The organism is Microcoleus sp. SVA1B4, assembly GCF_036700545.1.
In the GTDB taxonomy this organism is placed as follows: domain Bacteria; phylum Cyanobacteriota; class Cyanobacteriia; order Cyanobacteriales; family Microcoleaceae; genus Microcoleus.
In genome coordinates this window covers 50,458-64,599 of the sequence record NZ_JAUBPB010000026.1, presented here as the reverse complement: position 1 = coordinate 64,599, position 14,142 = coordinate 50,458, and the positions used below count along the sequence as shown (strand labels likewise).

The 14,142-nt window shown below is 46.0% G+C and carries 16 protein-coding genes; 11 read left to right on the top strand and 5 right to left on the bottom strand.

Going from position 1 to position 14,142, the window contains the following annotated elements; all coding sequences use genetic code 11:
- The first annotated feature begins 297 nt into the window (after nucleotides 1–297).
- Nucleotides 298–1,644: a UDP-N-acetylmuramoyl-L-alanine--D-glutamate ligase gene (murD, locus tag QT987_RS14385; protein WP_333241051.1), complete on the top strand. Its 1,347-nt coding sequence runs from the start codon at nucleotides 298–300 to the stop codon at nucleotides 1,642–1,644.
- Between the two features lie 156 nt (nucleotides 1,645–1,800).
- On the opposite strand, the gene QT987_RS14380 is transcribed toward murD, so the two are convergent.
- The 4 genes from QT987_RS14380 to QT987_RS14365 form a co-directional block, all read right to left on the bottom strand.
- A complete protein-coding gene (locus QT987_RS14380) occupies nucleotides 1,801–1,986 on the bottom strand; it encodes a hypothetical protein (protein ID WP_333241048.1) in 186 nt (61 codons plus the stop codon).
- 36 nt (nucleotides 1,987–2,022) lie between these two features.
- The gene (locus QT987_RS14375; protein ID WP_333241046.1) at nucleotides 2,023–2,382 is read right to left on the bottom strand and encodes a hypothetical protein; all 360 of its coding nucleotides are present in this window, start codon (nucleotides 2,380–2,382) and stop codon (nucleotides 2,023–2,025) included.
- Nucleotides 2,351–2,533, bottom strand: a complete 183-nt coding sequence (locus QT987_RS14370; protein WP_333241044.1) for a hypothetical protein — start codon at nucleotides 2,531–2,533, stop codon at nucleotides 2,351–2,353. Before QT987_RS14370 ends, QT987_RS14375 begins: the two co-directional genes overlap by 32 nt.
- Before the next feature lie 90 nt (nucleotides 2,534–2,623).
- Nucleotides 2,624–3,034, bottom strand: a complete 411-nt coding sequence (locus tag QT987_RS14365; RefSeq protein ID WP_333241042.1) for an MAPEG family protein — start codon at nucleotides 3,032–3,034, stop codon at nucleotides 2,624–2,626.
- A 161-nt stretch (nucleotides 3,035–3,195) separates the two neighbouring features.
- On the opposite strand from QT987_RS14365, the gene QT987_RS14360 reads away from it, so the two are divergent.
- From QT987_RS14360 to QT987_RS14340, 5 genes are all read left to right on the top strand, one after another.
- Nucleotides 3,196–3,345, top strand: coding sequence for a hypothetical protein (locus QT987_RS14360; protein WP_333241040.1), 150 nt, complete (start codon nucleotides 3,196–3,198; stop codon nucleotides 3,343–3,345).
- Nucleotides 3,346–3,639: 294 nt separating this feature from the next.
- Nucleotides 3,640–4,575 (top strand): DUF389 domain-containing protein, encoded by a 936-nt coding sequence (locus QT987_RS14355; RefSeq protein WP_333241038.1) that lies wholly within the window; start codon nucleotides 3,640–3,642, stop codon nucleotides 4,573–4,575.
- Between the two features lie 19 nt (nucleotides 4,576–4,594).
- The gene (locus QT987_RS14350; RefSeq protein ID WP_333241036.1) at nucleotides 4,595–6,172 is read left to right on the top strand and encodes a sodium:proton antiporter; all 1,578 of its coding nucleotides are present in this window, start codon (nucleotides 4,595–4,597) and stop codon (nucleotides 6,170–6,172) included.
- A 242-nt stretch (nucleotides 6,173–6,414) separates the two neighbouring features.
- Nucleotides 6,415–7,206 (top strand): class I SAM-dependent methyltransferase, encoded by a 792-nt coding sequence (locus tag QT987_RS14345; RefSeq protein WP_333241034.1) that lies wholly within the window; start codon nucleotides 6,415–6,417, stop codon nucleotides 7,204–7,206.
- A 99-nt stretch (nucleotides 7,207–7,305) separates the two neighbouring features.
- Nucleotides 7,306–7,641 (top strand): cupin domain-containing protein, encoded by a 336-nt coding sequence (locus QT987_RS14340; RefSeq protein ID WP_333241032.1) that lies wholly within the window; start codon nucleotides 7,306–7,308, stop codon nucleotides 7,639–7,641.
- Between the two features lie 251 nt (nucleotides 7,642–7,892).
- On the opposite strand, the gene QT987_RS14335 is transcribed toward QT987_RS14340, so the two are convergent.
- Nucleotides 7,893–8,594 (bottom strand): Crp/Fnr family transcriptional regulator, encoded by a 702-nt coding sequence (locus QT987_RS14335; RefSeq protein WP_333241029.1) that lies wholly within the window; start codon nucleotides 8,592–8,594, stop codon nucleotides 7,893–7,895.
- Nucleotides 8,595–8,639: 45 nt separating this feature from the next.
- On the opposite strand from QT987_RS14335, the gene QT987_RS14330 reads away from it, so the two are divergent.
- The 5 genes from QT987_RS14330 to QT987_RS14310 all read left to right on the top strand — a co-directional run bounded on the left by QT987_RS14330 (nucleotide 8,640) and on the right by QT987_RS14310 (nucleotide 14,031).
- Nucleotides 8,640–9,149, top strand: coding sequence for a CdiA C-terminal domain-containing protein (locus tag QT987_RS14330; protein ID WP_333051398.1), 510 nt, complete (start codon nucleotides 8,640–8,642; stop codon nucleotides 9,147–9,149).
- On the top strand, nucleotides 9,133–10,164 hold the full coding sequence (locus QT987_RS14325; RefSeq protein ID WP_333241027.1) for a thiazole synthase: 1,032 nt from the start codon (nucleotides 9,133–9,135) through the stop codon (nucleotides 10,162–10,164). Before QT987_RS14330 ends, QT987_RS14325 begins: the two co-directional genes overlap by 17 nt.
- Before the next feature lie 69 nt (nucleotides 10,165–10,233).
- Entirely contained in the window at nucleotides 10,234–10,401 is a 168-nt protein-coding gene (gene psb34 / locus QT987_RS14320; RefSeq protein ID WP_106333461.1) for a photosystem II assembly protein Psb34, read from the top strand.
- A gap of 561 nt (nucleotides 10,402–10,962) precedes the next feature.
- Entirely contained in the window at nucleotides 10,963–13,233 is a 2,271-nt protein-coding gene (locus QT987_RS14315; RefSeq protein ID WP_333241025.1) for a hypothetical protein, read from the top strand.
- Nucleotides 13,234–13,338: 105 nt separating this feature from the next.
- Complete coding sequence (locus QT987_RS14310; protein ID WP_333051401.1) at nucleotides 13,339–14,031, top strand: response regulator transcription factor; 693 nt, start codon at nucleotides 13,339–13,341, stop codon at nucleotides 14,029–14,031.
- The last annotated feature ends 111 nt before the right edge of the window (nucleotides 14,032–14,142 follow it).

The window sequence follows — 14,142 nt, the reverse complement described above, 5'->3', positions numbered from 1 at the left end:
TTATTCATTTCTATCTTCTCTCTTCTCCTCCTCTGTGTCCTCTGCGCCCTCTGCGGTTAAATCATCCCAAAAAAACCCTAACCGAAATCGATTTTAGATTTTAGATTGTGGATTTTAGATTGCGGCCAAAGGTTTTGGTGTAATATCAAATCCATTGGTATCGGAATTATTCATTTCTATCTTCTCTCTTCTCCTCCTCTGTGTCCTCTGCGCCCTCTGCGGTTAAATCATCCCAAAAAAACCGTAACATATAAGAGGAAAAAACCAAGAAAGTTCGCTCCATCACACACACAACTTATGCCGATAGCTCATATCATTGGACTAGGAAAATCAGGAATTGCCGCCGCCAGACTGCTAAAACGCGAAGGATGGGAAGTAACGCTGAGCGATCGCTCATCTTCCCCAAGCTTGCTCGAACAGCAACAGGAATTCGCTAACGAAGGAATTAAAGTTGAGTTAGGTAAATCTTTTGAACCAGTCGAATCTATAGAATTAATAGTAGTAAGTCCGGGCGTTCCCTGGGACATTCCAGCATTAGTGCGCGCCAGAGAGTTAGGCATTGAAACAATCGGAGAAATGGCTCTCGCGTGGCGTTACCTCAAATCTCCTTGGGTGGGAATTACCGGCACTAACGGCAAAACTACTACTACTGCTTTAATTGCTGCTATTTTTGCCGAGGCCGGGCTTTACGCTCCCGCTTGCGGCAATATTGGCTATGCTGCGTGTGAATTAGCTTTAGGCGAAAAACCGCCGGATTGGGTAATCGCAGAAATCAGCAGCTATCAGATAGAATCCTCGCCGTGTGTAGCGCCGCGAATTGGAGTTTTGACGACTTTGACGCCGGATCACCTCAGCCGCCACAAAACTTTGGAAAATTACTACAACATTAAAGCGCATTTGCTGAAAAAGTCGGAATTGCAAGTAATCAACGGCGACGATCCTTGTTTGCGGCAGCAAGGAGTTGACGTTTGGCCGGATGCGTGTTGGACGAGTGTCAAAGGTGAAAAAGATTTGTTGGGAAAACGCACTTTTGGAGCGTACATCGAAAACGGTTGGGTAATAGCTCAAAGCGAGAAAATTCTGCCTGCTGAGTCTTTGCGGATGGTGGGAGAACACAATTTGCAGAATTTGTTAATGGCGGTGGCTGCGGCTAATTTGGCGGGGATAGATAAAAGTGCGATCGCCCGGGCGATCGCTAAATTCCCCGGAGTTTCGCACCGCCTCGAACACATCTGCACTTGGGAAGGCATAGATTTCATCAACGACAGCAAAGCTACTAATTATGACGCCGCGCAAGTCGGGTTGGCTTCTGTGAGCGCACCGGCGATTTTAATTGCGGGCGGCGATGCCAAAGAAGGGGACGATCGCGCGTGGATTGATACAATCAAGGCGAAAGCTGCTGGGGTGTTGCTAATTGGGGATGCGGCAGGAATTTTTGCCGATCGGCTCGAACAAGCAAATTACAACGCTTGGGAAATAGTCGAAACAATGGAACGAGCAATCCCGCGAGCAGCAGAATTAGGCAAACAAAATCATGCTAAAGTAGTGCTGCTTTCCCCAGCCTGTGCTAGCTTTGATCAATACCAAAACTTCGAGCAACGGGGCGATCATTTCCGCCAATTATGCCTCGAATCCCTGATTTAACCGACACCAATCCCGTAGGGGCGGGTTCACCAACAATTTAGGCCTAAAACCAATAATCTCGTAAACCCGCCCCCACCCAACTCTCAATCACAATCTACCGCTTTCAAGATACAAGATGCGGGTTCACCAACATCTTTAATTGGCTAACCATAATCTTCATAAACCCCCCGTCCATACTGTCTTCCAAATATCCTTAATTCTAGCCTGCTCTTCCCATTCTAGCTCCTGAAAAACTATCATTATCTCCTCATGAGTATAATCAATAATGATTGCCGCCAAATGAGCAGCGGTTTCCGCATCCAGCATGGCTGTTTTTAACTTTGCCATTGCCTCTTTATCCATTACCACTAAACTTTGAATATTGACCTCACTTTCATTTTAATTGTGTCTGCAAATGTCTTTTAATTTGGTCGGAAAATCAGCACTCTGAGCAGCACTTATTGTATCAGAATGCGACGACGATATTTTAAATTGGCTACAAAGCTGAGAGCGCAATTTTTCATCAATCTCCAGAATATTACCTTGGGAAGCGACGTTTTTTTGCAACAAAATTGCGATTTCCCTTTCCAGTTGGCGATTTCCTTGCTGAAAGAAGTCTTGAGAGTTAGAACGAAACAAACCGCTATTGACTTGCTGAATTTGGCTCGGTGTCAGCGATTGAGCCGAGACAGCAGCCGGAAATCCCAAAGATGCTGCTAGCCACCAGCTAGAAATTATCTGTTTGAGAATGCTGTTCATCACTGTCGGGAGGATTTTGTACCTCAGTTGGTTTCTCGTCTTCTGACTCGCTTGCTAATTCATCTTCTCGTTCAAGTTTTTCTTGCCACTCGACAAGCTGCTGAAAAAGTTTCGGCTTAATTTCAAATACGGGCTTGTTGGTTTCTGACATATTTACTCCTAACATTTATTACATTTAACTGGTTCCCAGGCAGAGCCTGGAAACGAGTAGAAAAACAATTATGTCGATCGTAAGTTACGCTCAAACTTTCAGCAGCGACATAATTATGCCTGTTAATGAACCCCCAAGCAAAGCTAAAGTAGCTAAGGTACTAATGCCAAATCCTGCAGCTCTTTTTTCGGCAGCTTGATAGTAACCCCAAGCAAACAAAATGCGTCCAATTATCCAAACTGCGCCGATACCAGCGCCCCAAATTGGGCTGAGAAATTGCGAGAACAGCCACAGCGAGGGCAAAAATAGAATCATTTGCTCTAGGGTATTTTGCTGAACTCGCACAACTCGCTCAAAGTCGGGGTTTCCTGTCATCTGCGGGGGAGAAACTTTGTATTTTAATCTAGCTCTGCCGACGTTGATGGTAACAACGAAGTAGAGAATTAATGCTGAAACAGTAATTAGACTAGGCCAAAGTGTCGCGTTTGCTTCTGCGAGCATGATTCGGTATTATTGGGGTGGACTATATATAGCAATCCTCGCATCGTTTGTGTAATTATTGTAGGGGGCAAACCCCCCGTGGTTGCCCCATGAGGCCGAGGTAAGCAAAGAAAGGCATTACCCCTACATCTTTTTACGACTCCTGCAAGGATTGGTATATCTTGATTATAAATCAATTATTGCCGATCGCGTTATTCATCGCCCTCCCGTCATTCAAGGCAGGGGATTTGATGCAACTGCTGGGTATTAGTGGCGCGACAATTGCTTTCGGATTCTGGGACATCCTCGAAAACTTGCTGGCTGGGATTTGATTCTTTTGCTCGCACCTGCATAGGGATACCAGCCCCCGACTCTTGTCGTGAGTAGCCCAAATTTTAGACTTTTGTTCAACCTCCCAGATTCCTCAGTGTAGTCAATCTAAAATCTAAAATCTGTGGAGTAAATTTAAAATCTAAAATCTAAAATCTAAAATCTAAAATCGTGTGACGGATACAAGCCCCTGACTTAAGGAGATTATTTTGCTCAACAATATTCGAGACAGTCTTAAATATTTCACTAGGAGCAGGATTCCTCGAGAGCATCTAAAGCAAATACGAGTTGACTTGTTGGAAGAATCAACCCTAAATATTAACTATCTTGTCTTAATTCTCGGTTCCTGTATAATTGCCACCTTTGGACTGCTTTCCAACAGTGCAGCCGTCATTATCGGTGCTATGATCATTGCGCCTCTGATGTTGCCAATCCGAGGGTTAGCATTTGGAGCGGTAGAAGGTAACGTTATCATCTTCCGCAAAGGTTTAGTTGCATTAGCAGTCGGGACGGTGCTAGCAATTTTTTTAGCTTGTTTTCTGGGCGCTTTGGTACAAATTCCCGACTTTGGAAGCGAAGTTTTAGCTCGTTCTAAACCTACATTACTAGACTTGGGAATTGCGATCGCCGCTGGGGGAATCAGTGGCTATGCAAAAGTTCAGCCCAAAGTTTCTGCTACTCTGGCGGGAACTGCGATCGCCGTGGCTCTGATGCCACCAATTTGTGTTATAGGTTTAGGCTTATCTCAAGCTAATTGGTCGCTCAGTTTGGGAGCAAGCCTCCTGTATCTTACTAATTTGCTGGGAATTACTCTCTCCTGTATGCTAACCTTTTTGATGGCCGGCTACACCCCCCTGCATCGCGCCCGTAAAGCCATCTTTTGGGCGCTAGCATTGACGGCTATACTTGTAATTCCTCTGGGCGTGAGTTTTGCGGAATTGATCGAGCAAGCGCAACTTGAAGCTAGTCTGAAGCGGGCGTTGCTTAACCGAACTATCACTTTTCAACGGGTGGAACTGATTGCAACTGATACTAACTGGTTGACGAAACCGCCGGAAGTGCGTCTGATTGTTCGCAGCAGCGAAGCTTTGACACCCAAACAGGTGCAGCTTTTAGAAGCATTTGTCGAAAAAGAAATGGGCCAAAAATTTACCCTGATTTTTCAAGTCAGTCAAGTTGAAGAAGTGCGGGGTTCAACCCTGGATAAGTCCCGATCGAAACCGAAACCTTAACTATTTTCTTCCTAATTATATGACCCCAGAAACTCTAATTAACGAAGCGACTATCGAGGGCAATCTCAAAAAATTTCTTTTAGTGCTATTAGTTTCCTTAAGTGTGGCGATACTGCCGCAAATATGGGGCTGGTTGCGCCAAATTCCCTACACGCTGCTTTTAGTAATTGTCGGGTTGGGTTTGGCTTTTATAGATGTGCGATTGGTGTCGCTCTCGCCCGAACTGATTCTGTTGATTTTTTTGCCGCCTCTTTTGTTTGAAGCTGCTTGGAATCTGGAATGGTCTAAACTCAAGCGGGATTTAGTGCCGATCGCTCTTTATGCGGTTTTGGGTGTTGTTATTTCCGTTGCGGGCGTGGCTTTTGCTCTCAACCAAATAGCGGGAGTTTCTTTAGCGATCGCCCTGTTGGTAGGAGCTAGTATATCTGCTACAGATCCTGTTTCAGTTATTGCATTGTTCCGCGAACTGGGAGTTGAAAAACGCCTAGCTTTGCTGGTGGAGGGAGAGAGTTTATTTAATGATGGCATCGCTGTTGTTGCCTTTAGTTTTTTGGTGGGATTCTCTTTAGGGACGGATGACGTTGGCATCCCATTTCTTGTGGGGCGTTTCTTAGCTTTTGTGGGAATTGGGATTGCTGTCGGGAGTGCGATCGGTTTTGGTATCTCCTATCTCACCCAACGGTTTGATTTACCTTTGGTGGAGCAATCGTTAACCTTAGTTTCCGCCTACGGCACTTATATAATTGTTGAGGAACTGGGTGGTTCTGGGGTGATTGGTGTGGTGGTGATGGGCTTGATATTTGGAAATTTCGGCTCTCGTATCGGTATGCAGCCCAGTACCAGACTTGCGGTGACACAATTTTGGGATTTTGTGGCGTTTTTTGTAAATTCGATCATGTTCTTGCTGATTGGCGATCGAATTAGTTTTGCTGGTTTGGGAGCGAATTTAGGAGTCATTGGCATAACTGTGGTGGCGATGTTTGTGACACGCGCGATCGCTATTTTTGGTTTAGGATGGTTGAGCAATAGGTTGGCAAAATCAGAAATTTCATTAGCCGATAGAACTGTGATTTGGTGGGGAGGATTGCGGGGTTCTGTGTCGATTGCTTTAGCTTTGAGCGTGCCGGAGGTTTTCCCCGAACGGCAAAAAATTATTGCGATCGTGTTTGGTGTAGTTTTATTTACGCTGCTAGTACAAGGTTTAACCACCAAGGCGCTGCTGGAAAAACTGGGGTTGTTGAACAACCAGGAGTTGCGCCAGGAGTATCTGGAGGCGATCGCCCAACGTGTTGCTCTCAATCGGGTTCTCAAGCATCTATCTGAAGTATCGGGCGATCGTAAAATCGAGCCTGAGTTTTCCAATCATCTCGTGAGTCAGCTTCAAGAAAAATTAAACTTGCTGCAAGCAAGAATCAATCAAATGTACGATCGATCTCCTGAACTGCGACAGATGACTATCGACAAACTCGAAGGGGATTTGGAGGCAATAGAGGCTGATACTTATGCTGAATTTGTGCGATCGGGTCAATTGAAGGAGCTGCCTGTTTCTGTGTTGCAGCAATGTTTTAAAGAGCGGAATGAGACAATTGTTTCTTAAAGCGAATTCGTTGGCAGGATTAACAGAAATAAGTTCTACTACAACGAGTACGGGTTTTGGGCTTTCGACTGAAACCATTGTGGGCAATCAAAAACAGTCCGAATTGTTGAGGGGCGGACATGGTATAATTCCTGATATTGTAGGGTTCGTCAGCCTACGATAATTTGAATATGAGCTAGATCATAGAAAGATTCGGCAGAATTTGGCATACTGAGAGTAAGGTTAAATAGGAGGTCAATTTAATGACCAATACTGCTCTCAATTTTAAGACTGCACCCGGACATGAAGTTCTGGCCGCGGCGGGTAAGAAAATGTTGAGGCCGGGGGGGAAACTTGCTACGGAACAGTTATTTGAATGGGCGGATTTTAAGCCTGGGGAGACTGTTTTGGAGTTGGCTGCTAGTTTTGGATATAGTTCGATCGCCCTTGTTGAACGTTTTGGCGTAAAAGTAGTGGGAGTTGAGAAAAATCCCGACAGTGTGGCCCGCGCTCGTGCTAATGTTGCAGCAGCCGGTTTGAGCGATCGAGTGGAAATTGTGGAAGGAGATATTTTTCACTTAGAGCGCATTGCTGAGCAGTTTCCCCAACAGTTTGATTGGGTGTTGGCTGAAGCTATCCTGACCATGCAGTCGCCGTCAGGGAAAGCTAAAATTGTATCGGGAATTTGCGATCGGCTAAAACCAGGCGGCAAGTTTCTCTCTCACGAACTTTTAGCTAGAAACCGAGAATCAGAAATTCAAAAAGCTTTATCAGAAGTGACTCGGGCTAATTCAACGCCTTTGTCTGAGTCTGGCTGGATTGCTGTTTACCAAAACGCGGGTTTGCAAGTAGAAAAGTGTCAAACTGGGGCGATGGGCCTCCTAAATTTGTCGCGAATGCTGCAAGATGAAGGGTTTGTGGGTACTGTGCGGATTGTGTGGAATATATTAAGTCGATCGCAAATTCGCGATCGTATCTTAGCAATGCGTCGAGTTTTCCAGCATTATCAACAGGATTTAGGCTACATCGTTATCTCTGCCAAAAAACAATCTTAACCGACTCAATCGCTTTTCGATTTTCGATTTTCGATGGAAGAAAGTGAAGCCACTGATAAATTCGAGACTTGTGACCAAATTAATTAATTGTCAAAAACTATGACTACTACTCTTTTACCGCTACAATCTTCAGCAATCCAACTCCGAGACGCAATTGAATATCCCGCCGCCGGAGTGCTGAACAAAATTTTAGTCAAAGACAAGAATTGTCAGTACAGTTTATTTTGTCTGGCTGCAGGAACGGAAATTTCGGAACACTCTTCGGCACGGAATGCCACAGTTAATGTCATAGAAGGAAATGGGATTTTGACTTTGGAAGGCAAGGATATTGTTTTGGAACCGGGGGTATTTGTCTTCATGCCCGGTCACGCTCTTCACGCTTTGAAAGCCGAAGAAAATTTGGCGTTTATTTTGACACTTTCCGAGCCTCATTAATCCCATAAATATTGCTGTAGGGGCGGGTTTTACCAACCATACTTGCCTAAAATCAATCATCTCATAAACCCGCCCCCCACAACCCGTGAATCGGGGCGGGTTTATATAGATAGTGAGTTGCAATCAAATATTGTTTGTGAAATCATGTCCCGTAGCATCATCAGTTGGGGCGGGGCGGGTTTACGAGATTGTTAGTTTGAGACGTAAATTGTTGGTAAAACCCGCCCCTACGAGCATTGGGATTTTAACATTTATTCTATTTCTTCTCCAGAGGCGACATCCTCCAATTTTTCCCAATCTAATATAATAATTTTACCGCCTCGACTGTAGGAGACAAACGGCTTGAGTTTCTTAAACAACCGCACGCATTCTTCGTAGGTGATGCCAATACTGCGAGCGATTTGATAGTAGGGAAAACGTTTTTCTAAACATACACTATTATCAGCAAGCTTCGTACCTTGCTCGACGCCAAAGTAATGAATAAATCGGGCCAGCCGCACGATCGCCCTTTCCGACACCAAACCGTGCACTGTCTCGTGCAGTTGCTGCAACCGCTGATTAAACACCGCCAATATTCGCAAAGCAATCTCAGGATTTTCCCGAATTGCTGCTAGCAAAACTTCCCGTTCTGTGGTAATAACTTCCACATCAGTTTCTGCCGTCACCGTTGCGGGGGCAATGCCGTTGCCTAGCAAAGCAGGTGCAGCAAAAATATCTCCCTGAAATAAAGTGCGGAGAATTGTTTCTTTGCCCGCCGCCGCTGTTTTTGCAACCCGCAGAGAACCGCTCAAAAGAGTGTATAATTTTTCGGGGATGCGATCGCCCTCATACATCACAACTTCTCCCTGTCGGTAAGTCCGAATTGCTGTATGTTCTTGCAATCGCTCTAATTCAGTTTGGTTTAAGCTGGCAAATATTCCAATTTTAGCCAGTTGCTCAACAGTTGATTTCATACCTTTAACTCTACCCGATCCGAGTCTATTGACAGTATAATAACGGTGAATTCAGAATATATCGAAACAAGCAGAGCCATCTACGAAAATGCAGAACCAGAATATCGGCGATATTATTTTGATGAGATAGCTGGCGGATTTGTGCTAATTCACCAACAACATAATCTTAATAATTCGGAAATCTTTATTGCTGAAGTTTTGGCTAAAATAGGGAAGAGAGTTAGAATGTTGAGCGAGCAAGCAGCAGAGGGTGTGAGAACGCCAGATGCTGAGATTGACGGTGAGATTTGCGAATTTAAGGAGTTGACAGAACAGACTCAAAACATCAGAGACCGAGTGCAAGAAGGCATCAGTAGAGCAAAAAAACAAGGTGCAGTAACGGTTATTTTTCACGTAAACCGAAAGAGTTACGAGTTTTGGAAGGTAAACGACGGCATCAGAAAAGCTTTTTATTGGGACGACACACAACGGATTCAGAGCATTATATTAGTATTCAATAGCGAAGAATCTCAAGAAATTACTAGGGAGGAATGGGAAAATGGAAGACGTTTTTAATGAGTTTGAAGAAATTATACAAAGAGGATTAAAAAATAATATGCCGCGAGATGCCAAATTGATAACTGTTGGGCAAATTCTTTATGCAGTTACCCGCGATGAGCTGACAAATAAAGAAGGTTGGCAGCTTGAAGCAATGCTGGGAGGCAGAAAAAACTGGGAAGAGGCACTTGAGTACAGCATTTTTGGCTATCCAGTAGATACAGCAACGCCATCTTTAGACAAACCTCTGGTTATTGCTGGCAAAACTTTTCATTCTCGCTTGATGACGGGGACGGGAAAATATCGCAGCATTGCAGAAATGCAGCAAAGTGTCAACGCTAGCAGGTGCGAAATTGTTACCGTGGCTGTGCGGCGAGTGCAAACAAATGCTCCCGGTCATGAAGGATTGGCAGAGGCTCTCGATTGGACTAAAATCTGGATGCTGCCCAATACTGCCGGTTGTCAAACTGCGGATGAGGCGATTAGAGTAGCTCGTTTAGGGCGGGAAATGGCGAAACTTTTAGGGCAAGAAGACAATAATTTTGTCAAATTAGAAGTGATTCCCGATGCTAAATATTTGCTGCCCGATCCGATCGGCACTTTGGAAGCTGCAGAACAATTAGTCAAAGAAGGTTTTGCCGTTTTGCCCTACATCAATGCCGATCCCCTGCTGGCAAAACGCCTAGAAGAAGTCGGTTGTGCGACAGTCATGCCTTTAGGTTCGCCCATCGGTTCCGGGCAAGGGATCAACAATGCGGCGAACATTCAAATAATTATTGACACGGTGAAGGTTCCTGTGGTAGTCGATGCGGGTATCGGAACCCCCAGCGAAGCGGCGCGAGCAATGGAAATGGGAGCCGATGCACTGTTGATTAATTCGGCGATCGCCAATGCCCAAAATTCCCCGGCAATGGCAAAAGCAATGTCCATGGCTGCAGAAGCGGGGCGGATGGCGTACTTAGCAGGCAGAATGCCGATCAAAGATTACGCGATCGCCTCTTCCCCCCAAACAGGCACCGTCACATCCAAATAAATTCCTGAATTTTCCTGGGCGCTTTTTTGGTAGAGTTGTAAGCATCAAAAATATTAAGGATTGTGACTGATGCCTTACATCAAAGATGACGATGGACGCCTGAACAACTTTGCTAAAGAGCCGAAGGTGTATGAAGCCGTACCTCCCAACAAAAATCAGCAACGCAACTACATCATCATGGGAATTGCAGCAGCCATGTTAGTCGCCGGTTTGGTGTACGTGGCTGCCTCCGTCTGAAAACTGGCCTGAGACTCAAAGCTGCTTCAAATCGCAATTTTAAATAATCCTTCGAGAAACCATGTTTTCCTTTCCCAAGGAAACATGGTTTTTGTGTTTCAATACAAAGCAGGTAGTTGCGACAATCCTGAAGCGTGCCGAGCGAGCCCGAAAGCTAAATAAGACCAGCATAAATTTGGTGTTTTCCTCTCGGCTGTTGGGTTCAGGGACTTGGGTTGCAAATACTAACACGGGTTCGTCACCCACATAAAATTGCCAATTGAAAATCTACAATCCTTTAGTCATCACCGGTGCGATTGACAATCAAGCATCCAGGATACCCGCCACGTGATTCATCCGTCCAGAAATAAAAAACCTGTATCCGATAAAGGATCCCCCGAATTTATCTCGCGCAAGTCAAGGCTTCAATCTAAAATCTAAAATCTAAAATCTAAAATCGATTGACTGCCTTTGGGGCGCAAGTTGTGAGTTATGAGCGATCGAGATTTCAACTCTCAACTCTACAATCTAAAATCTACAATCCAAAATCTAAAATCTAAAATCTAAAATCGGCTGATCCTGATGTCTATTCCTTCCCAAAAAGTTTCTAGCTCGAACAAGCTGATCTATCAACGCTTGAAACAGGCGATCGACCTCAATTTACGCCGTCAAATTTTTATTGCCGCCTGCGACGACTTGTGCTTGCGAGACTGTCTGGCAGCCCGCTTGCAGACAGAATTAGCAGCAGAGAGCGCAGGCTCCGATCCTCGCTCCCCGATCGACTACCCCCGATTTGTCAGTTTGGAACTCGACTTGAGCGATCCAAATCCTTGGGGTTCGATCGCCGCGTGGCTGACTCAACACCCACCGCCCCAAAACAGGGGCAGCTACAGCCCTTTGCCGGGATTTCAAATTATCGGGGCAGAACACCTGACAAGGCAGTCAGCAGCCGTGCAGTGGTCGTTCCTGAGCTATTTGAGAGACATCGAAGCAAACCTGCAAATGTGCGAGTCTACTCTGTTGCTGTGGGTGTCGCGCCCCTGGCTGAGTTCGATCGAGCAATCGGCCCCAGAATTTTGGCACTGGCGAACCGGAGTATTTGAGTTTGAAGGCGAACCAACTCCAGCTAAGGAAGACTTCGGGCACTTTGAGGACTTCGGAAACTCAGGAGACTTGCGAAACCTGCGCGACAGCGGAGACTTTGGCAACAAACTTTTAATATCTTCTTTGTCTGGACAATCCCCAATTCCCGACGAACAATTCCCAATTTCCTATCCCCCGTCTCCAGCCCCTGATTCTAAATCCGTCCAACTGGCAGATGAGGAACAATCCCCAATTTCCTATCCCCCGTCTCCAGCGCCAGATTCTAAATCCGTCCAACTGGCAGATTTGGTTTTAGCAGCAGCTTCTGAGGATTTGGCAGCCGAAAATAATCCCGCATCAGAGGAGAATTTTCTGCCGCTGCAAACCCTGCAATACATCGAACTGCTGCAAGAACATCAGTGTTGTTGTGAAGCATTAGCTTTGGCTTATCACGGTTTGGGAAATTACTACCGCGATCGCATTCTGGGCGGAGACATTTCAGAGCAAAACCTGACCATCGCCATTGGTGCGATCGAACAAGTGATTGCGTATCTCGAAATTGACAGCAAGTCGCAGCAAAATCAACCACTAACTGAGGAATGCGCGCGGCTGATTGCCCAATTGACACAAAATTTAACTCAGTACGCCCAGGAGTCCCACACCCTACCGCCAATTTCCGATTTGCTCAACGATCTCGGCACTCTCTACTGGATGCTGTCGCGCGATCGCACGCAGCATAACGCCTCAGATCCGGTATCCTGTCTTGAACGCAGTATCGCCCTCTACCTTGAAGGTTTGAACCGAACAGATGCCGAAACCGTACCCCAAACTCGCGTTAGATTAAACAAAAATTTGGGAATCGCCTCGGCAGATTTAGCCCGCTATCGAGACAAGACAGAGAACTTGCAGCACGCAGTTGCAGCTTACCAACAAGCGCTGCTGGATCTCGATCCCGCCGTGGAGCCCCAGCAGTACGCTGCTGCTCAGAATAATTTGGCGACAGCATACTGGAATTTAGCTCAAGATGGTGAGCCGATCGTATATCTCAAAAGCGCGATCGCAGCTTACACCCAAGCCCTCTCCTGCTACCGCCCCGAACGAGAACCCCTCAACTATGCCGGAGTACAAAACAACCTCGGTACCGCCTGCTGGAACCTCGCCCAGCACCAACCCTCAGAACCCCTGCTAGTCAGGGCGATTTCCGCCTACCGCGAAGCATTGAAATACCGCACCCGCGAATTAGTACCCGCAGCAGCAGCAGCCACCTACAACAATCTCGGTACCGCTTATTGGCATTTGGCGAACCAGTTTCAGCAGAAACAGGCGCGGACGGAATCATTGCAGCAGGCGATTACCGCCTACGAAGCCGCCTTGGATATCGCCGGAAAGCTCGATCGAACCCAACTCACCTTTGACGCCTTGGCTGCCCGCAACAATCTCGGACTAGCCCACTATCAACTAGCCACCGACCCAGATTTCGCCACTAATAAAGTCGCACAGACAAGCCATCTAGAAGCAGCACTGCACCACCAGTTGCAAGTGTGCGCCGAATGGGGACAATATCTCAATGACAAAGGGTTAATATATGGGGATAAACTCAACCTGCAAGCCACGGCAAACTCCCAAGCTGCTGATTCCCGGCAAACAGCATTGAGCTATATTGTCAAAACGATTAGAGCTTTCTATAGTGAATGTGGGCTGCCAGGCCAAAATTTAGCCTTATCCAAAGTTCCCGGAGATTTATTGCCCGAAATCTTGCGTAGGTTATAAATATGGCTATAACTATTAAAAGCTCAATTTTTTCGAGATTTGTATCCAGTTTTCTATTATTATGGCTGAATATTCTTGCCTAATTCTTCAAGCAAACTTGTGGTCATGGCCCCTGTAAAAATTCTTGTGGTTGATGACGACCCGGCAATCCGAAATTTAATTCACCGTTTTTTGAGCCAGCAAGGTTATCAAGTTGAGTCTGGCGAGGACGGTCAGACTGGTCTGGAATTATTTGAGCAACTCAATCCTGACTTAGTAGTTCTAGATGTAAATTTACCTGATACAACTGGTTACAAACTGTGTCAAGAAATGCAAAGACGCACAGGCGTGTTTGTGTTGATGCTGACTGCCCGAACCGATGAAGCTGACAAAATGAAAGGGTTTGCCGAAGGTGCTGACGACTACATTACTAAACCTTTTAGTCTTGTAGAGATTGGAGCTCGCGTTGCAGCAATTTTGAAACGCAAACGCATTGTTACTCCCGCCGAACAACAAAGTCTTACTTTTGGAGAGCTACTAATAGATCCGGTTCGCCGCGAGGTAATTCTCGGCAGCCAGATAGTTGCTTTGACTGCTTTAGAATTCGACCTGCTGTACTGTTTGGCTAGCAAACCCGGTCGCGTGTGGAGGCGATCGGAATTGCTGCATGAAGTGTGGGACTACGAGTATGTAGGAGCCGATCGCGTGGTGGATGTTCATATCGGTCAAATTCGCCGCAAAATTGAACTAGATCCCAATCAAATGCCGATGATTCAAACCGTCAGGGGGGTGGGTTACAAGTTTGAGCCAACAACCTAGTAGCATTCGCCGGCACGTCCGTCGGCACACCAGGCAGAAGGCTGTATAGGGGCGGGTTCACCAATATCTCTGATTCACATCCTCGATATTTGTAAACCTGCCCTCCCCACA